General features: G+C 62.4%; 18 protein-coding genes. 2 read left to right on the top strand and 16 right to left on the bottom strand.

The genetic code is table 11. The features are described from left to right. Positions 1-6: 6 nt before the first annotated feature. The 6 genes from EKO19_RS23365 to prpB form a co-directional block, all read right to left on the bottom strand. The gene (locus EKO19_RS23365) at positions 7-906 is read right to left on the bottom strand and encodes a flagellin N-terminal helical domain-containing protein (RefSeq protein ID WP_129779079.1); all 900 of its coding nucleotides are present in this window, start codon (positions 904-906) and stop codon (positions 7-9) included. Positions 907-1,104: 198 nt separating this feature from the next. Further along, positions 1,105-2,001 (bottom strand): flagellin N-terminal helical domain-containing protein, encoded by an 897-nt coding sequence (locus EKO19_RS23360; protein WP_129779077.1) that lies wholly within the window; start codon positions 1,999-2,001, stop codon positions 1,105-1,107. 169 nt (positions 2,002-2,170) lie between these two features. Beyond that, the gene (gene prpF, locus EKO19_RS23355; RefSeq protein ID WP_129779075.1) at positions 2,171-3,361 is read right to left on the bottom strand and encodes a 2-methylaconitate cis-trans isomerase PrpF; all 1,191 of its coding nucleotides are present in this window, start codon (positions 3,359-3,361) and stop codon (positions 2,171-2,173) included. A gap of 54 nt (positions 3,362-3,415) precedes the next feature. Then, on the bottom strand, positions 3,416-6,010 hold the full coding sequence (acnD, locus tag EKO19_RS23350; protein ID WP_129779073.1) for a Fe/S-dependent 2-methylisocitrate dehydratase AcnD: 2,595 nt from the start codon (positions 6,008-6,010) through the stop codon (positions 3,416-3,418). 26 nt (positions 6,011-6,036) lie between these two features. Continuing rightward, the gene (prpC, locus tag EKO19_RS23345; RefSeq protein WP_129779071.1) at positions 6,037-7,209 is read right to left on the bottom strand and encodes a bifunctional 2-methylcitrate synthase/citrate synthase; all 1,173 of its coding nucleotides are present in this window, start codon (positions 7,207-7,209) and stop codon (positions 6,037-6,039) included. A 41-nt stretch (positions 7,210-7,250) separates the two neighbouring features. After that, entirely contained in the window at positions 7,251-8,129 is an 879-nt protein-coding gene (prpB, locus tag EKO19_RS23340; protein WP_129779069.1) for a methylisocitrate lyase, read from the bottom strand. Positions 8,130-8,320: 191 nt separating this feature from the next. Between prpB and prpR the strand changes: the two genes are divergently transcribed. Further along, a complete protein-coding gene (prpR, locus tag EKO19_RS23335; protein ID WP_129779067.1) occupies positions 8,321-10,258 on the top strand; it encodes a propionate catabolism operon regulatory protein PrpR in 1,938 nt (645 codons plus the stop codon). On the opposite strand, the gene EKO19_RS23330 is transcribed toward prpR, so the two are convergent. The 5 genes from EKO19_RS23330 to EKO19_RS23310 form a co-directional block, all read right to left on the bottom strand. Beyond that, positions 10,255-10,620 (bottom strand): hypothetical protein, encoded by a 366-nt coding sequence (locus EKO19_RS23330; RefSeq protein ID WP_129779065.1) that lies wholly within the window; start codon positions 10,618-10,620, stop codon positions 10,255-10,257. The genes prpR and EKO19_RS23330 overlap by 4 nt on opposite strands. Positions 10,621-10,628: 8 nt before the next feature. Beyond that, positions 10,629-12,176, bottom strand: coding sequence for a S41 family peptidase (locus EKO19_RS23325; protein ID WP_129779063.1), 1,548 nt, complete (start codon positions 12,174-12,176; stop codon positions 10,629-10,631). Positions 12,177-12,278: 102 nt separating this feature from the next. Then, complete coding sequence (locus EKO19_RS23320; RefSeq protein ID WP_129779061.1) at positions 12,279-13,601, bottom strand: M20/M25/M40 family metallo-hydrolase; 1,323 nt, start codon at positions 13,599-13,601, stop codon at positions 12,279-12,281. A 126-nt stretch (positions 13,602-13,727) separates the two neighbouring features. Beyond that, positions 13,728-15,398, bottom strand: a complete 1,671-nt coding sequence (locus EKO19_RS23315) for a flotillin family protein (protein ID WP_129779059.1) — start codon at positions 15,396-15,398, stop codon at positions 13,728-13,730. A gap of 43 nt (positions 15,399-15,441) precedes the next feature. Continuing rightward, positions 15,442-16,071 carry a YqiJ family protein gene (locus EKO19_RS23310; protein ID WP_157995406.1) on the bottom strand — a complete coding sequence of 210 codons (630 nt, stop codon included), beginning with the start codon at positions 16,069-16,071 and terminating at the stop codon, positions 15,442-15,444. 193 nt (positions 16,072-16,264) lie between these two features. Here EKO19_RS23310 and EKO19_RS23305 point away from each other — a divergent pair, with 193 nt between their 5' ends. After that, on the top strand, positions 16,265-16,789 hold the full coding sequence (locus tag EKO19_RS23305) for an SRPBCC family protein (RefSeq protein ID WP_129779055.1): 525 nt from the start codon (positions 16,265-16,267) through the stop codon (positions 16,787-16,789). Here EKO19_RS23305 and EKO19_RS23300 read toward each other — a convergent pair. The 5 genes from EKO19_RS23300 to napE are packed head-to-tail and all read right to left on the bottom strand — an operon-like array spanning position 16,786 to position 20,899. After that, positions 16,786-17,439: a cytochrome c3 family protein gene (locus EKO19_RS23300; protein ID WP_129779053.1), complete on the bottom strand. Its 654-nt coding sequence runs from the start codon at positions 17,437-17,439 to the stop codon at positions 16,786-16,788. The two genes, EKO19_RS23305 and EKO19_RS23300, sit on opposite strands and share 4 nt — an antisense overlap. Beyond that, positions 17,436-17,930: a nitrate reductase cytochrome c-type subunit gene (locus EKO19_RS23295; RefSeq protein ID WP_217705535.1), complete on the bottom strand. Its 495-nt coding sequence runs from the start codon at positions 17,928-17,930 to the stop codon at positions 17,436-17,438. The genes EKO19_RS23300 and EKO19_RS23295 overlap by 4 nt, the downstream gene beginning before the upstream one ends. Beyond that, positions 17,930-20,428 (bottom strand): nitrate reductase catalytic subunit NapA, encoded by a 2,499-nt coding sequence (gene napA, locus EKO19_RS23290; RefSeq protein ID WP_129779051.1) that lies wholly within the window; start codon positions 20,426-20,428, stop codon positions 17,930-17,932. Before napA ends, EKO19_RS23295 begins: the two co-directional genes overlap by 1 nt. Then, the gene (locus tag EKO19_RS23285) at positions 20,394-20,747 is read right to left on the bottom strand and encodes a chaperone NapD (RefSeq protein WP_129779049.1); all 354 of its coding nucleotides are present in this window, start codon (positions 20,745-20,747) and stop codon (positions 20,394-20,396) included. The genes napA and EKO19_RS23285 overlap by 35 nt, the downstream gene beginning before the upstream one ends. Positions 20,748-20,755: 8 nt before the next feature. Further along, complete coding sequence (gene napE, locus EKO19_RS23280; protein ID WP_129779047.1) at positions 20,756-20,899, bottom strand: periplasmic nitrate reductase, NapE protein; 144 nt, start codon at positions 20,897-20,899, stop codon at positions 20,756-20,758. Positions 20,900-20,955 lie beyond the last annotated feature (56 nt).

Raw genomic sequence — 20,955 nt, 5'->3', positions numbered from 1 at the left:
CCGCTATTACTGCATCAGAGACATCACCAGCTGCGACAAGCTGCTGCTCTGCTTGAGGGCCGAGGTACCCGCCTGCAACAGCAACTGCTTGCTGGTCGAGTTCGACGTTTCCAGGGCATAGTCCACGTCCATGATGCGACCCTTCGAAGCGGTCGTGTTCGTGATCATGTTGCCCAGGTTGTTGTACACGTGGTCGAGACGGTTCGAAGCGGCACCCAGCTTCGCACGCACCGTGCCCACCGACGCGATGGCGTCATTGATAGTCGTGATGATGGTGTTGGCACCCGACAGCTCCGTACCCGCGGTCGCCGGCGCAGTGGTCGCGTAGAAGGAGCTGACGGCGGCCAGATCATCGCCCAGAGTCGCCAGATCGGTGGCCGTGTCGACGACCATCGTCTCGTTTTCGCTGGCGCCGATCTGGAAGGTGATACCACCAGCCGTGCCCAGCAGACCGTCAGATGCACCCGCGGCCGGCAGAGCCGTACCGTCGGCGGTGAACAGCGTCGAGCCGCCGAACGAGGTGCTCTTGAAGATGTTCGCGACTTCAGAACCCAGCGCGTCGAACTCCGCCTGCAGCGCTTCCACGTCTTCGGTCGTCGACGAGGCGTTGAACGCTTCGGTCGCCAGATCCTTCATACGCAGCAGCACGTTGGTCAATTCCTGGAACGCGCCTTCAGCGGTCTGCATCATGGAGATACCGTTCTGCGTGTTGCGCTGAGCGACGGCCATGCCGCGAGTCTGCGCGTCGAGACGAGTCGCGATCTGCAAGCCGGCGGCGTCGTCCATCGCGCTGTTCACGCGGAAGCCGGTGCCGAGGCGGGTCAAAGAGGTCGTCAGGGACTTCTGGGTGTTGCCGACCGCGTTCTGCGAAGACAACGCCGCAGCGTTAGTGTGAAGAGAAAGCATGTCTGAAACTCCTGGTGATTGTCGTGTTGAGCGCGACAACTCTGGGTTTTCGCGCTCTCAATCCATGAAGGCGGCGGACCGTTCGGAGTTCTTAAATGGCGTTACCCACCGATGAACCAAACGAAAAGAGCCAGTCGTTTGCACGACTGGCTCCCATCCGCATGAGGGCCGCGCCACCAGGACCGCGGCGTCTCACTATTACTGCATCAGAGACATCACCAGCTGCGACAAGCTGCTGCTCTGCTTGAGGGCCGAGGTACCCGCCTGCAACAGCAACTGCTTGCTGGTCGAGTTCGACGTTTCCAGGGCATAGTCCACGTCCATGATGCGACCCTTCGAAGCGGTCGTGTTCGTGATCATGTTGCCCAGGTTGTTGTACACGTGATCGAGACGGTTCGAAGCCGCACCCAGCTTCGCGCGCACCGTGCCGACGGCCGCGATGGCATCGTTGATGGTCGTGATGATGGTGTTGCCGTCGGTCAGTTCGGTGCCCACGCCCGGAGTGGCAGCGGCATAGTTCGCGCTCACCGCATCCAGCGCAGTCGCCAGATCTTCCAGGTCGGTTTCAGTATCGACGACCATGGTCTCGTTCTCGCTGGCGCCGATCTGGAAGGTGATACCACCCGCCGTGCCGAGCAGACCAGCAGCCGCACCCGCGGCCGGCACCGCCGTGCCGTCGGCGCTGAACAGCGTCGAGCCGCCGAACGAAGTGCTCTTGATGATGTTTGCAACTTCCGAACCCAGCGCGTCGAACTCGGCCTGCAGCGCTTCCACGTCTTCGGTGGTCGAAGAGGCGTTGTACGCTTCGGTCGCCAGATCCTTCATACGCAGCAGCACGTTGGTCAATTCGCTGAACGCGCCTTCGGCAGTCTGCATCATGGAGATGCCGTTCTGCGTGTTGCGCTGAGCGACGGCCATGCCGCGGGTCTGCGCATCGAGACGGGTTGCGATCTGCAAGCCGGCGGCATCGTCCATCGCGCTGTTCACGCGGAAGCCGGTGCCGAGGCGGGTCAAAGAGGTCGTCAGGGACTTCTGGGTGTTACCCACCGCGTTCTGCGAGGAGAGTGCAGCGGCGTTAGTGTGAAGTGAAAGCATGTTTGAAACTCCTGGTGGTTGTCGTACTGAGCGCGACAACTTTGGGTTCCTCGCGCTCTCAGTCCATGAAGGCGGCGGACCGTTCGGAGTTCTTAAATGGCGACAGCTGGGGAATTTTTGTGACGGACGTCACAGTTGGCGCGGCCCGAAGGCCGCGCGATACATATTATTAGAATGCGTCGCCCGGGATGCGTACCCACCCCTCCATGAGTACGCGTGCACTTCGGCTCATGATGGCCTTCGTGACCGTCCATTCGCCATCGACCTTGCTGGCCTCGGCGCCCACTCGCAGCGTGCCGGACGGGTGACCGAAGCGAACCGTGCTGCGCTCTCCTCCACCCGCGGCCAGATTCACCAGCGTGCCTGGGATCGCGGCAGCCGTGCCGATGGCAACGGCGGCTGTGCCCATCATCGCGTGGTGCAACTTGCCCATCGACAACGCGCGCACCAGCAGATCGACATCGCCCGCCTGCACGTGCTTGCCGCTGGAGGATACATAGCTCTTCGGTGGCGCGACGAACGCAACTTTCGGCGTGTGCTGTCGCTTTGCGGCTTCTTCGAGCGTCTTGATCAGGCCCATGCGAATCGCGCCGTGCGCACGAATGTTTTCAAACATCGCCAGCGCCTTGCCGTCGCCGTTGATGGCTTCCTGCAACTCGGTGCCGGTATAGCCGATCGCATCGGCTTTCACGAAGATGGTCGGGATGCCGGCATTGATCATCGTCACTTTCAGCGTGCCGACGCCGGGCACGGCCAGGTCATCGACCAGATTGCCGGTAGGAAACATCGCCCCACCCGCGCCTTCTTCATCAGCCGCCGGATTGATGAACTCCAGCTGCACTTCGGCCGCCGGGAACGTCACGCCGTCCAATTCGAAATCGCCGGTCTCCTGCACGGCGCCGTCGGTGATCGGCACGTGCGCGATGATGGTCTTGCCGATGTTGGCCTGCCAGACGCGCACGGTGACAGTCCCGTTCTTGGGAATACGGCTCGGATCGATCAATCCATTGCTGATCGCGAACGGCCCGACCGCGGCGGACAGGTTGCCGCAGTTACCGCTCCAATCGACGAACGGTTTGTCGATGGACACCTGGCCGAACAAATAATCGATGTCGTGATCGGCCTTGGTGCTCTTCGACACGATCACGGTCTTGCTGGTGCTGGAGGTCGCGGCGCCCATGCCATCGATCTGTTTGCCGTACGGATCGGGGCTACCGATCACGCGCAGGAGCAATGCATCGCGCGCCGCGCCCGGCGCTTGCGCCGCCGCGGGCAGGTCCCGCAAACGGAAGAACACGCCCTTGCTGGTACCGCCACGCATATAGGTGGCGGGGATTTTGATTTGGGGTGCGTTGGCCATGATGTCGGCGCTGACTCTATTTAATGACGCTCGTATGCATTGCCGAAGGCGGCGCTATGCCACCTTCGATGACTCGAGAAAGTCCTGGGCAAACCGTTGCAGCACGCCGCCGGCTTCGTAGATGGACACTTCTTCGGCGGTATCCAGTCGGCAAGTGACGGGCACTTCGACGCGTTCGCCATTCTTGCGATGGATCACCAGCGTCAGATCCGCACGCGGCTTGCGCTCGCCGATGACGTCATACGTCTCGGTGCCGTCGATGCTGAATGTCTTGCGATTCACGCCGGGCTTGAACTCCAGCGGCAGCACGCCCATGCCGATCAGATTGGTGCGATGGATGCGCTCGAAGCCTTCGGCAACGATGGCTTCCACACCCGCGAGACGCACGCCCTTCGCCGCCCAGTCACGCGATGAGCCCTGACCGTAGTCGGCGCCCGCGATGATGATCAGCGGCTGTTTGCGATCCATATAAGTCTCGATCGCTTCCCACATGCGCGTGACCTTCCCTTCCGGCTCGATGCGCGCCAGAGAACCTTTCTTGACCTGCCCGTCGACCACCGCCATTTCATTCACCAGCTGCGGGTTCGCGAACGTCGCACGCTGCGCGGTCAGGTGATCGCCGCGATGGGTCGCGTAGGAATTGAAGTCTTCCTCCGGCAAGCCCATCTTCGCGAGATATTCACCGGCGGCGCTGTCCAGCAGAATCGCGTTGGACGGCGACAGATGATCCGTCGTGATGTTATCCGGCAGCACCGCCAGCGGACGCATGCCTTTCAGCGTGCGCACACCCGCGAGCGCGCCTTCCCAATACGGCGGACGGCGAATGTAGGTGCTCTGCGGCCGCCACTTGTACAGCGGATCGATCTTCACAGCACTCGCGGCGCTCGGCGCGAACATCGGCTCGTACACCCTGCGGAAATGCTCGGGCTTGACGCTCTTGGCGACGATGGCGTCGATCTCCTGATCGCTCGGCCAGATGTCCTTCAAGTAAACCGGCTTGCCACTCTGATCGTGGCCCAGCACGTCCTTCTCGATGTCGAAGCGGATCGTGCCTGCGATAGCATAAGCAACGACCAAAGGAGGCGATGCAAGGAACGCCTGCTTCGCATACGGATGGATGCGGCCATCGAAGTTACGATTGCCGGAGAGCACCGCCGTCGCATACAGATCGCGATCGATGATTTCCTGCTGGATCTTCGGATCCAGCGCGCCCGACATGCCATTACAAGTCGTGCAGGCAAACGCCACGATGCCGAAGCCCAGACTTTCCAGCTCAGGCAGCAGCTTCGCCTCTTCCAGATACAACTGCACCGCCTTCGATCCCGGTGCCAGCGAAGACTTCACCCACGGCTTGCGAGTGAGGCCGCGAGCATTCGCGTTACGTGCGAGCAAGCCCGCTGCGATGACGTTACGCGGGTTGCTGGTGTTCGTGCAGCTCGTGATCGCGGCGATGATCACCGCCCCGTCGGGCATCTGACCGGGGATTTCTTCCCATTTGCCAGCGATGCCGCGCTTCGCCAGATCGGACACCGGCAGGCGCTTATGCGGATTCGACGGACCCGCCATGTTACGAACGACCGAGGACAGATCGAATTTGAGCGTGCGCTCGTATTCGGCCGTCGTCAGGCTGTCCGCCCACAGACCGGTCAGCTTGGCGTAGTTCTCGACCAGCTTCACCTGCTCATCGCTGCGGCCCGTGAGCTTCAGATAGTCGATGGTCTGCTGGTCGATGAAGAACATCGCCGCCGTGGCACCGAACTCCGGCGTCATGTTGGAGATGGTGGCGCGATCGCCCAGCGTCAGCGCCGAAGCGCCTTCGCCGTAGAACTCGATATACGCACCGACGACCTTCTCTTTGCGCAGATATTCCGTCAGCGCGAGCACCACGTCGGTCGCCGTGATGCCAGGCTGAGGCCGGCCCGTCAGCTCGACACCGACGATGTCCGGCAAGCGCATCCACGACGCTCGACCGAGCATCACGCTCTCCGCTTCCAGACCGCCGACGCCGATGGCGATCACGCCAAGTGCGTCGACGTGCGGAGTGTGACTGTCCGTGCCGACCAGCGTGTCCGGGAAGGCAACGCCATCCACCGCGTGAATCACCGGCGACATCCGCTCCAGATTGATCTGGTGCATGATGCCGTTGCCCGGCGGAATCACATCCACGTTCCGGAACGCCAGCTTGGTCCAGTTGATGAAATGGAACCGATCGTCGTTGCGACGATCTTCCACCGCCCGATTCTTCGCGAACGCATCCTTGTCGTAGCCGCCGTATTCGACCGCCAGCGAGTGATCGACGATCAACTGCGTCGGCACGACCGGATTGATCTGCGAGGGATCGCCACCCTTGTCCGCGATGGCGTCACGCAAACCGGCCAGGTCGACCAACGCCGTCTGACCGAGGATGTCGTGACACACGACGCGGGCCGGGAACCACGGGAAGTCCAGGTCCCGCTTGCGCTCGATGAGCTGCTTCAACGACGCAGTGAGCGTCGCTGGATCACAGCGACGCACCAGGTTCTCCGCGTGCACCCGCGAGGTGTACGGCAACTTGGCGTAAGCGTGCGGCTTGATCGCATCGACGGCTTCACGCGTGTCGAAGTAATCCAGCTGGGTTCCGGGCAGGCGTTTGCGATGGGCTGAATTCATAGCGGATGGCGGTTGGCTGTTAGCGGTTACTTGCGCTGTTCGATCGGCAGGAACTTCTGGTCCTCTGGACCGGTGTAGTTGGCGCTCGGACGGATGATTTTACCGTCAATGCGCTGCTCGATGATGTGCGCGCTCCAACCCGAGGTGCGGGAGATCACGAACAGCGGCGTGAACATGGCGGTGGGCACGCCCATCACGTGGTAGCTGACGGCGCTGAACCAGTCCAGGTTGGGGAACATCTTCTTGATTTCCCACATCACCGTCTCCAGGCGCTCGGCGATATCGTACATCTTGGTGTTGCCCGCTTCCTTCGACAGATCCAGCGCGACCTGCTTGATCACCTTATTGCGCGGGTCGGAGATCGTGTAGACGGGATGGCCGAAGCCGATCACGACTTCCTTGCGCTCGACGCGGGCACGGATGTCCGCTTCCGCCTCGGCCGGCGAGTCGTAGCGCTTCTGGATCTCGAACGCCACTTCGTTGGCACCGCCATGCTTTGGGCCACGCAGCGCGCCGATGCCGCCGCAAATTGCCGAGAACATGTCGGAGCCGGTGCCGGCGACGACGCGAGCCGTGAACGTCGATGCGTTGAACTCGTGCTCGGCGTACAGGATCAGCGACGTATGCATCGCCCGCACCCACGAACGCGGCGGCTTCTGCTGATGCAACAGGTGCAGGAAGTGACCGCCGATGGAATCCTCATCGGACTCCGTCTCGATGCGCTTGCCGTTGTGAGCGTAGTGATACCAGTACAGCAGCATGGAGCCGAGCGACGCCATCAGCTTGTCGGCGATGTCACGCGCGCCAGCGTGATTGTGATCGTCCTTCTCGGGGCTCACGCAGCCGAGCACGGACACGCCCGTGCGCATCACATCCATCGGATGTGCCGACGGCGGCAACTGCTCGAGCGCAGTCTTCACAGCAGCCGGCAGACCACGCAGCGCTTTCAGCTTGGTCTTGTAGGCGGCCAGTTCAGCGCCGGTCGGCAACTTGCCGTGCACCAGCAGATGCGCGATTTCTTCGAACTCGGACTGAGCCGCGAGATCGAGAATGTCATAGCCGCGATAGTGCAGATCGTTGCCGCTGCGACCGACCGTGCACAGCGCGGTGTTGCCGGCGACGGTGCCCGAGAGCGCAACGGACTTTTTGGGTTTGAACCCGGGCTGGCCAGATCCAGTTTGGGTAGAAGCGTCGGTCATTTTCATGTCTCTCCTGGTCGTTTATTGCTTGCGGCGCCCGGTTATTTCTTCGCCTTGAACAGTGCATCGAGATGCTGTTCGTAAGCGTGATAGCCGATGCGCTCATACAGTTCTTCGCGCGTCTGCATCGTGTCGATCACATTGCGCTGATGGCCATCGCGGCGGATCGCCTCGTAAACATTCTCGGCGGCCTTGTTCATGGCACGGAACGCACTGAGCGGATACAGCACCATCGCCACGCCCGCGCTCTTCAACTCGGGCACGGAGAACAGCGGCGTCTTGCCGAACTCGGTGATGTTCGCCAGCACCGGCACCTTCACCGCATCGACGAACTTCTGATACGTCGGCAGGTCGTAGGCCGCTTCGGCGAAGATGGCGTCGGCCCCGGCCTCGACGCACTTGATGGAACGCTCGATGGCGGCATCGATGCCGAACGAGGCGATCGCGTCGGTGCGGGCGATCAAATAGAACGACGGGTCGGTCTTGGCATCCGCCGCCGCCTTCACGCGATCCACCATCTCTTCGGTGGACACGAGCTCTTTGCCAGGACGATGGCCGCAGCGCTTGGCGCCGACCTGATCCTCGATGTGACAGCCGGCGGCGCCGAACTTGATCAGGCTCTTCACGGTGCGGGCGATGTTGAACGCGCTCGGACCGAAGCCGGTGTCGATGTCGACGATCAGCGGCAGATCGCACACGTCGGTGATGCGACGGATGTCGGTCAGCACGTCATCGAGATTGTTGATGCCGAGGTCCGGCATGCCCAGCGAACCGGCAGCCACGCCACCGCCCGACAGATAGATCGCGCGATAACCGGCCCGCTTGGCGAGCAGCGCGTGATTCGCATTGATCGTGCCGACGATCTGCAGCGGTTGCTCGGCGGCCAGGGCGGAGCGGAAGTTTTGTCCGGCGGATGCCATGGAAGTCTCCTGCGAAACGGTCGAAAACTGGGTTGCAGAGGGAGAGCAAGACCTATGCCACCCCGGCTGCACCAACAGCCCCGTTTAACCCATTGATTATTCGGTGAATGCCGTGTGCGCCCGGCGCAGCCGGCCAGTAGCGGTTTCACTTTTGAAACGGTACAGTTTCGCCACTGTAACAGATTGAAACCATGGCCATGAACGCCCAGGTCGCCCGCCCCAATGACCCGCTCCGCATCGTCGCCGTCGGCCTGCACAGGCTGAAGGACCTGTTCCGGGACCTCGCCCCCACTTACGCCCAGGTCGCCCGGGTCGAGGTGCTCGACAGCGGCTTCGAGACCGCGGTCGACACTATTAATGAGTTGAGCCGCCAGCAGCCCATCGACGTGCTCGTGGCCGCTGGCTCCAACGGCGCTTATCTTCGACAGCATATCGAGCTGCCCGTGGTGCTGGTCCGCGTCGGCGGCTTCGACATCCTGAGCGCGCTCGGCCGGGCGCGAAGCATTTCGTCGCGTATCGCGTTGGTGACGCACGGCGCCCTGCCCGTCGAGCTCGAACGGTTCAACGAGCTGTTCGGCCTCGGTATCGAGCAGCGAAGCTATCGAACCACCGATGAAGCCCGGAATTGTGTGCTCGAGCTGCGCGCTCGCGGCATCGAAGTCGTGGTCGCGCCGGGCTTGATCGCCGATCTCGCCGAAGCGGCCGGCATGGCCAGCGTGTTTCTTTATTCCGAAGATGCCGTGCGCGAGGCGCTCGACGATGCGGTTGAAATGGCGCGCCTGTCGCACATGGAAGGCGCCAAGCGCGAACGCTTGAACACCATCATCGGCCAGTTGCGCGATGGCGTGGTTGCCGTCGACATGGATGAGCGGATCGAGATCCTGAATCCCGCGATGGCGCGACTGTTGGAGCGGCCCGCATCGGATCTCATCGGTCACAAGCTCAGTGACATTGCACCTGAGCTTTCACTCGCCCGCACCCTGCGCGAGCCACGCACTGAGATCGACGAGCTGCAGAAAATCGGCACGCGGGCCGTGCTCACGAGCCGGCTGCCAATTACCGAGCAAGGCGCCCAGACTGGCGCCGTGCTCACAGCCCAGGATCCGGAATCGATTCAGCGTGTCGATCGCGATCTCCGCGCCCGCCGCCACAAACCCGCGGCCAACGTTCGCTATCGACTCACCGATCTGGTGGGCACCAGCGCCGGCATCGTTCACACCCGATCATTGGCCGCTCAATACGCTCGCAGCGATGCGACCGTGCTGGTCTTCGGGGAAAGCGGCACCGGCAAAGAGCTGCTGGCGCAAGGCATCCACGCCGCGAGCAAACGCGCCAATCAACCGTTCATCGCCATCAACTGCGGCGCCTTTCCAGAGTCGCTGCTGGAAAGCGAGTTGTTCGGTTACGAGGAAGGCGCGTTCACGGGCGCGCGTCGCGGCGGCAAGCTCGGTCTGTTCGAAGCCGCGCACACCGGCACGATATTCCTCGATGAGATCGGTGAGATGCCGGTGTCTTTGCAGACCCGCCTGCTCCGCGTGCTGCAAGAGAAGGAAATATTGCGAGTCGGGGCGATCGAGCCGACACGAGTCGATGTTCGCGTGATCGCCGCCACACATCGCGATCTGACCGAACGCATCGGCACCGGCGACTTTCGCCGCGACCTCTACTATCGACTCAACATCCTGCGCCTGGAACTGCCCGGCCTGCGCGACCGACGGCAGGATCTGCCCGAGCTGGTCGCTCACCTCGCGCGCAAGATTGCGACGCGCACGGGTATCGATATCACCCACGATTCCCGCGTGCAGAAACTGCTGGACGCCGCCTGGAATTACGAGTGGCCGGGCAACGTGCGTGAGCTGGAGAATCTATTGGAGCGCGTGGCGATGCTCGCCACTCCGAACGACGCGGCACTCAGCGACATGCAGCTGCGCGAACTGATGCCCGAGATCTCAGCTCCAGCACCGGGCAAAGTCACCTCCTCCATCGCCGCGCATCGCGCCGAGTCGGAGATCGATTTGATTCGACGCGTGCTCGAGGAAAGCGACGGCTCTTACGCCAAAGCGAGCGAGCGACTGGGGATCAGTCGCACGACGCTGTGGCGCAAGTTGAAAAAGGAACGTTCCGTTTAGGGCAGCTGCCTGCACCTGGCGCTGAGCAGCTCGTACTCGGTCTTGGTCCGCGCATGCACGAGAAAGCAGCGGTTGTTGGCGCGGATCAGCTGGAAATGTTCGGGCTGAGATAGCTCGCGCCCCTGCACTCTGCGCCCGCCCGCATCGCGGATTGGCGTGCGCTCGATCACCAGCTCGCTGTCTTTGGTGAGCGCATCGTCCGCGATCGTCACCGTGGCGACATTCAGCGCCGTGCTCACGACCTTCACCAGCTCCGCGTGTGTTGCCGGCGTCGATTCGGTCAGCACCGCCGGACCAGCCTGGCTGGCGACGGAAGCACACGCCGACAACGTCACGAGAGCACTGAACACGACGATGCGCATGTCGGATCTTATTCGCGCAGGATTCGATTCGTGCGGGTCGGCGCCTTCAGCATCTCGCCTTCGGTACCGGACAGCGCCATCTTCGAGCTGAACGTGATGCCGGGCGTGAAGCCGGTCGCCGCCGGGCAGGATTGCGGGTTGTTGTTGCTCGCCCGGAAGCTCAGCGCGGCCTGCAACCGGGCCTCGTCCGTGTCGCCCAAAGGATGCGTGAAGTCGTCCGCCACCGAGCAGCCCGGCAGATCGACGCTGCCGATATCCGGCGAATTGACTGGCGTGAAGCCGTCCGGATAGGTGGCGAAACCCTTGGCATTGCGCCCTTCGAACTGAATCGAGAAGTACGTGGTGCCGCAGTTTCCCTTGGGATAGAAGCCATACGGCTTGCCGCAAGTGGTCGAGCCGATCTGATACACCTCCACATCGATGCCGCGCAGGCTGTTGATGATGGCCTCGCTCGCCGAGCAGGTATTGCTGCTGGTGATCACATACACACGATTCAGATTCAGCGTCGGCAACGCCGTGCCGCGAGTGACACTGAAACCCTGCGCCGTGGACCAGAACGGCGTGGGCGTCAACGCCCCGCCCTCGACGGGATTGGTGTTCGGATACTTGTCGTTGAACACCGAGCGTTCGAAGGTCTGACCGGCGGTCCGAGCGCCGGCGATCATGTAGGCGAGCTCGCTGGCCAGGTCCAGATAGCCGCCACCGTTGTAACGCAGGTCCAGAATCAAATCCTGAACGCCGGCGTTACGGAACGAAGTGATCGCGCTGACCAGCTGCGCCTCGGCAGTGGCGATGTGATCGTTGAACAGCAGATAACCGACCGGCATGCCGGTCGGATCGATGATGCTGGAGACGAGCACGGGCTTGTGGGTCACGGCGACGCTGGTGAGCGAGATATTGCGCACCGGGCCGTTGTTGGCTTCACGAATCTGGAACGTATGTGTCTCGCCCGCGGTCTCGGGGAAGAATGCAGCGTTCAGCGCAGTAGCGTTGCCATTCACCACATCGACGCCGTCAGCGAGCAGCACCTCGGCGCCACGCGGAACATTCGCTGTTCCGGCGGGAGTGTTCGGCTCGGAGTACGCAACGACGACTTGGCGAGGCGGCGTGCTCGCAATCAGTACCCACTCCGCGCCATAGCCGACTTCGACGCCGGACTGCGAGAGCTGCTCCCACTCGGCGGTCGAGTAAGTGAAATGAAACTGATCCTTGGAACGCCCCGACGCGGTGATCGCCGGCGTCTTCAAGCCAGCGAAGTAATCCGCCGTCGAGGAGCTGCCCGGGTCGCGGTCCGGGACTTCGGAGTACCAGAGATACAGCTCGTTGGTCCACGAGCGCAGAAACATGTTCTGGGTGAACGTCGAGCTGCACTGATTGGCGTAGCTGGAGGACGGCTGGAAGACCCCGGCGGTATAGGTGCCATTCGAGCTGCCATTCGAGCTGCCGCTGGAGCCGCCGGCGATCGAGCCGCTGCCGCCGCCTCCACCGCCCCCACCGCAGCCCGCCACCGTCAACAACGCGACCGCGATTACCGCCCCCCGGGCCATCCATTCCATGTAGAGACCGCTCCCATTTCTTCGATGGGCACGTTTGTACTACAGACCTCAGATCAACAGTAGTACCCGCCGCACATCCGGGCTCACCCCGGTCGTCTTCGTTCAGCGACGGCGCGGCAACAAGGGCTTCGGGCCTCCGTCAATTCCCGTCAAAGCCAGGGTCGTCAGCAAAACGCCCTGGGGACCGAGCCAGGCGTCGACCGGTTCGTACCATTCATCCAGCGAATGTTCCTTATCGGCAATGCCGCCGCCCGAGGCCGTGATGGCCGGAATGCCCAGCCCCATCGGAACGTTGGCGTCGGTACTGGCCGCGATCGGCACCGGCGGCTTCCGGCCCAAGGTCACCATCGCACCGATCCACGTGGACGCCATGAGGCCATCGTTGCTGCCGGCACCCGCCGGCCGATCGCCCAGCAAGATCCGCTCGACTTTCACGGGGTCGGCGTTCCAGCGCTTACCCTCATCGACGCCGGCGCGTTCAGCCGCCGCCATGATCTGTTCCTCCAATGCAGCGAGCGCGGCCGCGGATTCTGAACGGATGTCGAGCTGGAGCTGAGCTTTCTCGGCGATCGCATTGATGGCCGTGCCGCCGGACACGATGGCGACGGTGAACGTCGTTTTCGGCTCGGCCGGCGCCTGCAGATCCGAGATCGCGCTGATCGCCCGCCCCATCGCATGCACCGCGCTGGGCGTCCCGAAATTTCCGTAGCTGTGGCCGCCCGGTCCAGTGAATGTGATCTGCCAGCGATGGCTGCCGACGGCGCGCGCCACCACTTCGGATTCCCCGGCAGGCATCGACGGCGTTTCAGTGATATCGACCGAGATGAAGCCGTCGAGATCGTTACGATCGCGGAACAACGCCTTCACGCCCCGTAGATTGCCCAGCCCCTCCTCGCCCACGGTGCCGACGAATAAAACATCGCCCTGCGTGCGAATCTTGTTTTCCTGCATCGAGCGCAACACGGTCAGCAGCACGGCGAGACCACGAGCATCGTCGCTGATACCCGGACCGTGATAGCGATTGCCTTCCTTGCGGACTTTTACGTCGGTGTCCGCACTGAACACCGTATCCAGATGCGCCGACAGCACCAGCGTCGGCCCCTTGCGGCTCGTTCCAGGCCTTCTTGCGATGACATTGCCTTCGGAGTCGGTGGCGACTTCAGTCAAGCCGAGCTCGCGCAGGCGGCGCATGTAGTCATTGGCGCGTGCTTCTTCCTTGCGACCCGGGGCCGGAATCTCGGCGATCTCGATCTGCTCGCGCAGCGTGCGTTCGTCTTCGCGACGAATCTGTGCCAGCGCTGCCTTCACCGCGGGCTTGCCGCTGATGGCTTTGATGGCTGCCTGATTGCTGGCCGATGTGTCGGCGGCCGGCGCCTCGACCGCGAGCAGTGCGCTGAACAGAAACACCCAACTGGCGAGCTTCATTGAATACCGATTCCATCTGACGCCTGACCGGCCGATCGCGGAATCATAACGGACTGGAGGCGGTTCTCTTCGCCAAAAGGTCCGCGCCAGTCACTGCCCGGCGCGGACCGCATCGTCATCGAGACCTCAGGACGGCATCGGCACCGGCGGTGCAGCCGGCGGCGAGACCGCCGCCGAAGACTTGATCAGCCCGTCCAGACCGTTGCCGGACAAGCCCACTTCCTTGATGAGCTGATCGACCACCGGCGCGTACGCCCGATACTTCAAGGCCGCGCCCACCGCCTGTTCGGCGAGGTTGCCGCCGCCCGCGCCGTTGCCTTGATCGCCCGCCTGCGCACCGGCGGCACCGGTGTTGAGACCGTCGACCTGCATGATGCGGATCGAGTCGATGCTCTGCATCGGCCGCACCGCCTCTTCGATGATCTTCGGCAGCGCCTGGATCAACGCGAGCTTTTCCTGCAACGAGATCTGCGCGTTCGAAAGCGTGTTGATGGCCTCGTTCAACGCGCGCTTACCGGCCGCTTCCGCCTCGTAGTTCTCGCGGTTCGCCTTGGCGAGCGTGCGGATGGCATCGGCCTTGGCTTCCGACGCTTCTTTTTCCGCGAGCGCCGAGACTTTCACGCTGATGGCCTGGCGTTCGGCTTCCTGCGAAGCCAGCACCAGCGTCACCTGCTTATCACGTTCGGCCTTCGCCACTTCCTCGGCAGTCTTCACGGCCTGCTCGGACTTCACGGCTTCGGCCAACGCCAGGTTGGCGCTGGCCTGAGCCTTGGACTGTTCCTCGGATTTCTGCGCGATGGAAATCGCTTTGTTCTGATCGGCGATCTCGGTGGCGCGCTGTTGTTCGATGGTCGCGATCTTCACCTCGCGCTCGGCTTCGACGACGCGCTGGCGCACCGCCTGTTCCTTGGCCACTTCGGCCTCGCGAATCTGACGAGCGGCAGTGATCTTCGCCTCCTCGGCTTCCCGGGAACGCTCAGCCTGCACCTTGGCGACGATCGAGTTCTGCTCGGCCTCGCGAGCCGCGACCTCCTGCGACTGCGCGAGCTCGGCAAAGCGCTTCTGACGATCGATCTCCAGCTGCAGCTGTTTGGCTTCGAAGTTCTTGCGCGAGATGGCGACCGACGTGTCCTGCTCGATCTCGTTGCGCTCGCGGTTGCGACGCTGCGTCTGTTCGGTCAGACGCGTCAGACCCTCGGCGTCGAAAGCATTGTTCGGATCGAAGAACTGCATGGCTGTCTGGTCGATGCGGGTCAGCGACACGCTCTCCAGCTCCAGGCCGTTCTTCAACAGATCTTCGCTCACCGCGTTCTGCACGCCCTGGATGAAGTCCTGACGCTTGTCGAGCAGCTCCTGCATGGTCATCGACACGGCCGCGGCGCGCAGCGCGTCGACGAACTTGTCTTCCACCAGCTGCGACAGCTGCTCAGGGTCGATCGTGCGTTGACCCAAGGTCTGCGCGGCATTCGCGATGCCCTCCTTGGTCGGCACGACCCGCACGAAGAACGCGACCACCACGTCCACTCGCATGCGGTCCTTGGTGAACAGCGAGTCCTTGCCGAAGCGGGTGACTTCGAGCTTGAGCGTGTTCATGTTCACCAGGATGGTTTCGTGGAACACCGGAAACACGATGGCACCGCCATCCATCACCACCTTCTGCCCGCCCAGCCCGGTGCGCACGAAGGATCGTTCCTTCGAGGAGCGGCGATACAGCCGCGAGAAGATGATGCCTATCAACAGCAGCGCGAAGAACGCGATGCCCGCGAGAATCAGATTTTGCAGAGTCACTTCCGACATTTGCCCACTCCCCAGCAACGTTGCCAACTCCAAAAGGCCTCCATCAGATCAAATCGGGCCAGGGATTGACCGCCCCGGCGAAGCGGTTGCCGGCCAGCTGCCTGGTGAGCAGCACTCGTTCGCCGTTTTGGAACGTCATGCCCTCGGCTTCCGGCTCGACCATCACATACAGAATCTGTCCATGCTCATTCGGCACCTTCGCCTGCGCTGGATAGCCGATGCGCGCGGTGCCGTTCACGACGGTCGCGACCCGGCCGACCAGCGAATCGAACGAGACCGCATATGTTTGATCTTGGGGAATCACGCGCGCCAGGCTCGCGCCCGCCAGACGCACGACCGGCAACGTGACGAGGCAGGCTGCGATCACCGAGATCAATGGCGGCACCCAGAAGCCGAACAACTGGCGCACGACCAGATTGAGCGCAAACCCCGTGAGCGCAAAGCTCGCCAGAAACACCACCATCAGCACGAGCACCGGGACACGGCCGAACGAGAGCCAGCCCAGCAGTTTGTCGAACAGGCCGGCGTGCACGTCGCCGGGATCGGGAAGCAGGTGTTGCAAAGATTGAGAGAGACTGGAGCCCACCAACATCGCAATGCCTTCGACGATCGCGATCAGCAGGAGCAGAAAGGTCGCCACGGTGAATGGCCAGGTCTCTGCGGCGAACAGCACGAGTTGTTCATCCCTCAACTGAAAAAGCTGTTGACAGAAGTATCCGGACAGCGAGCCACCAATGCAACGCGCTGCCGGTGAATGGCCACGCCCTGCCGGCGAAATTTCACTCCCCGACCGCTGGCGCGACCGGATGGGGCCCGGCATAGTCGGGCCCCGCCGGCAAATGACATGAGCGCTGCGAGGTGATGCGATGGCCAAGGCCGAACTGAATGCCCCCGGTGAGACGGCAAGCGTTCCCAGCGTCCGCTTCACCCGCCTGCTCCCCGGCCCCATCGAGCGGGTGTGGTCGTATCTCACCGACCCGAAGAAACTGCCCGCGTGGTACGGCGAGGTCGCGTTGCTCGAACCCCGCCAGGGCGGCAAGGTCCGGCTGGTCGACGGTCACATTCGTGGCATCGTCACGCAGTGGCAACCACCGCATAAGCTCGTCCATACCTGGAATGTGTTCGACGCTGACGACGCCGAGGACGCGGTGTCCGCGTATCCGGAGTCATACCCGACGTTCGAGCTCGAATCGCGCGGTACGGAGGTCCTGCTGACTTTCGAGCACTTCCCCGTTCTCGAACGCTTCATCCCGCAGAACGCCATGGGCTGGCACACCCTGCTCGACATGCTGACCGACGCCGTCAACGATCGGCCGGTCCAGGAGCGTGCCGCATACATGGCGAAGAACGCAGCCATCTACGGCATCGATCTGAAGAACCTGACGCGCTAGTCCTTGGGCGGGGCGGCGGGCTCGCTCGAGGAAATCTGCTCGATCGGCGCGCCGTACAGCATCTCGATGCCTTCCATGTTCGGCAGATGATGCGCGATGCCTTTGTGGCAATCGATGCACGTGTGCTCCTTGCCCGCCAGCGCGGTCGAGTGAACATACACGGCGCGCTGGCTCTGACGCGTCCAGTCCATGAATTTATAGGCGTGGCAGTTGCGGCACTCGAGCGAATCGTTCGCTTTCAAGCGCGCCCACTCGTGCTTGGCCAGATCCAGGCGCTTGTCCAGGAACTTCTCGCGGGTGTCGATCGTGCCGAAGACCTTGCCCCACACTTCCTTGGACGCCTGCATCTTGCGGGCGATCTTGTCGGTCCATTTGTGAGGCACGTGACAGTCCGGACAGGTGGCACGCACGCCGGAACGGTTGCTGTAATGGATGGTGCTCTTCAGCTCGGCGAACACGTTGTCCCGCATCTCGTGGCAACCAGTACAGAACTGCTCGCTGTTGGTCGCCTCCAGCGCGGTATTGAACCCGCCCCAAAAGATGATGCCGCCGATGAAGCCGCCGACGACCAGAAACCCCAGGCTGAAATAGCGGCTCGGCGAGCTCAGCACCCGCCACCAGCGCAGCGCCCTGTCCAGCAGCGCCTTCACTCCTTCTTTTCCTTCGACGCCGGCGCCGGCGGATCGCTCGCGCGCTGTTCGCGCTCGACCAACTCGTACACGTCGGTGAAGGTATTGCTCACCGGCGGGCGCGCATCGGTCTGGACCACATGACACTGCGTACAGAAGTAACGTCGCGGCGAAATCTCAGCGAGGAAATTCGCATCGCGATCCATGAAGTGAGTCGCGCTCACCATGGGCGCACCGAACTCCTCATTGCGCACGCGGGAATGGCAGTACATGCAGAAGTTTACATTGCGCGTGATCTCGTACCGATCGATGGCGTGCGGAATGGTCGGCGGCTGGCTCGTGTAGGCACGTCCCCGCTTCACGTCGAAGTTCTCGACCGTTGCCATGCGCGGTGCCTTGGGCTCTTCATTGAGCGGCGCCGGCCCGCGCAGTCCTTTGAGATTGTCCGCCGCCAGCGCAGCGCTGAAACACAGCACGCCGACGATCGCGATTCGCCGCATCAGAGGTGTCATCACACCGCTCCTACCGGCACGATCTTGACCGCGCACTTCTTGAAGTCGGTTTGTTTCGAGATTGGATCCGTGGCATCCAGCGTGCATTTGTTGATGAGCTGAGACGCATCGAACCAGGGCACGAACACGACGCCGCGCGGCGGCTTGTTACGACCGCGAGTTTCCACACGTGTCCGCATCTCACCGCGGCGGGACACGACCTTGACCTCGACGCCACGACGCACACCCAACGCTTCGGCATCGTCGGGATGCATGAACACCACGGCGTTCGGGAATGCCTTGTACAACTCGGGCACACGACCGGTCATCGATCCGGAATGCCAGTGCTCGAGCACGCGCCCCGTCACCAGCCAATAACCATATTCGGCGTCAGGCTGCTCCGGCGGCGGCTCGTACGGCAACGCGAAGATGTTCGCCTTGCCATCCTTGTTGCCATAGAACTGAAAGCCCGTGCCCGGCTTGACGTACGGATCGGCACCCTCCCGATAGCGCCATTTGGTTTCCGTGCCGTTCACCACCGGCCAGCGCAAGCCAGGCACTTCGTGATATTTCTCGAACGGCGCCATGTCGTGGCCATGACCGCGGCCGAACGAGGCGTACTCTTCGAACAAGCCCTTCTGCACATAGAAACCGAAGTCCTTCGACTCGTGATTCTCGTACTCCTGGTTGAGCTCGCTCAATGGAAAGCGGTTGACCTGGCCGTTCGCGAACAGCACCTCGAACAGCGTCTTGCCTTTATAAGCGGGATTCTCGTTCAACAGCTCGGCGGGCCACACTTCGTCGGTCTTGAACCGTTTCGAGAACTCCATCAACTGCCACAGATCCGAGCGCGCCTGCCCCGGCGCATTGACGAGCTGATGCCAGAACTGCGTGCGTCGCTCGGCATTGCCATACGCGCCCTCCTTCTCCACCCACATCGCCGCCGGCAGGATCAGATCCGCGGCCTGCGTCGTGACCGTCGGGTACGCATCCGACACGACGATGAAGTTCTTGGGATTGCGATAGCCCGGCAGCCCTTCCTGATTGAAGTTGGCGGCCGCCTGCATGTTGTTGTTGACCTGCACCCAATACGCGTTGAGCTTGCCGTCGGTGAGCATGCGGTTCTGTTCGACCGCGTGATACCCCACTTTCGGGCTGATCGTGCCGTGAGGAATCTTCCACAGCTCCTCGGCGTGCTTGCGATGCTCGGGATTGGTCACCACCATGTCGGCGGGCAAGCGATGCGAGAAGGTGCCGACTTCACGCGCCGTGCCGCACGCCGACGGCTGGCCGGTCAATGAGAACGGACTGTTGCCGGGCGTGGCGATCTTGCCGGTGAGCAGATGCAGGTTGTAACAGAGATGATTGGCCCACACGCCGCGCGTATGTTGATTGAACCCCATCGTCCAGAACGATACGACCCGCACCTTTGGATCCGCGTACAGCTCCGCCAACTGCTTCAACCATGACTCCGGACAGCCGGAAATCTTCGCCGCGTGCGCCAGCGTGTATGGCTTCACGAAGCGCGCATACTCCTCGAACGACATGGGCGTGGAATCGCCCGCCTGCCTGGCGTTCTTCGCCTTCTGTTCCAGCGGATGCTCCGGCCGCAAGCCATAGCCGATATCGTCATTGCCCTTCTTGAAGTTCACATGCTTGCCGACGAAGTCGCGATTCACGCGACCGGTCTCGATGATGTAATTGGCGATGTAGTTCATGATCGCCAGATCCGACTGCGGCTTCATGACCAGCGGGATGTCGGCGAGATCGAACGAGCGATGTTCGAACGTCGAGAGCACGGCGACCTTCACCTGCGGCGCGGACAAGCGCCGGTCCGCGACGCGCGACCACAGGATCGGATGCATCTCCGCCATGTTCGAGCCCCACAGCACGAATGCATCGGCGGACTCGAAATCGTCGTAACAGCCCATCGGCTCATCCATGCCGAAAGTTCGCATGAAAGCGTAGGCCGCCGAAGCCATGCAATGGCGCGCGTTCGGATCGAGATTGTTGCTGCGGAAGCCGGCCTTCATCAACTTGTTGGCCGCATAACCTTCCCAGATGGTCCACTGGCCGGAGCCGAACATGCCGACGGACTCCGGGCCGTTGGCCTGCAGCGCCTCCTTGAACTTCTGCGCCATGACGTCGAACGCCGCGTCCCAGCTGACCGGTGTGAACTCGCCGTTCTTGTCATAGGCGCCGTTGGTCATGCGTAACAACGGCTGCGTGAGGCGATCCGCGCCATACATGATCTTGGACAGGAAATAGCCTTTGACACAGTTGAGGCCGCGATTGACCTCGGCGTTGGCGTCGGCATGTGTCGCGACCACACGGTTGCCCTTTACCGCCACACGCACACCGCAGCCAGTGCCACAGAACCGGCACGGCGCCTTCGACCATTTCAACTTGGTGAATTGCGATTCGGTAATGATGTTCTGGGCCGGCGCATTCTGACTCGCCGCCGCGATGGCCGATGCGGCCGCGCTACGTCGCAGGAACTGTCGTCGATTCAGCGTCATGAGGTTCTTCCATTGCCGAGGCGCTTTCCATCAGGTGCGCCACGATCGAAACGGTGAGCACGCCGGAGAGTTGCTGTAGATCCGTAGTGGCGTCGGCGATCGCGCGGCTGTCCGCCGATTCGAGCACGATCGCCAGTTTGCCGACCTGACCGGTCTCGTGCAGCTCGGCACCGGGCATCGAGCCAATCAACGCGCGCACGGCCTCGCAGCCTTTCTCGGTCGCTCGCACGAGCAGACTCGCGATGTGCACCATGGGCTCGTCCGCCTCACCCGCGGGTCGCCCGAGCTTGAAAAAGTCACGACGTGAGATTTCGCGCATGGCTCTGGTTACACCGAGGGCGGGCCGGCGATGAGTTGATACATCCAGACCGCGAAGCCATAACCGGCCACGATCAGCACCGATAGAATCGGCGCCACGATGAATGTCAGAAAGATGAATACGGCCAGCTCGCGCCGCTTCTCCACTTGCATGTCGTTATTCCAACCCCTTGAGCCCAGTCACGTTGTATTCGGTGATTGCTTAGGGA

The sequence above is a fragment of the Peristeroidobacter soli genome, assembly GCF_004138485.1.
GTDB lineage: Bacteria > Pseudomonadota > Gammaproteobacteria > Steroidobacterales > Steroidobacteraceae > Steroidobacter > Steroidobacter soli.
The sequence above is the reverse complement of the archived record's forward strand: the minus strand, read 5'-3'. Positions and strand labels throughout refer to the sequence as shown.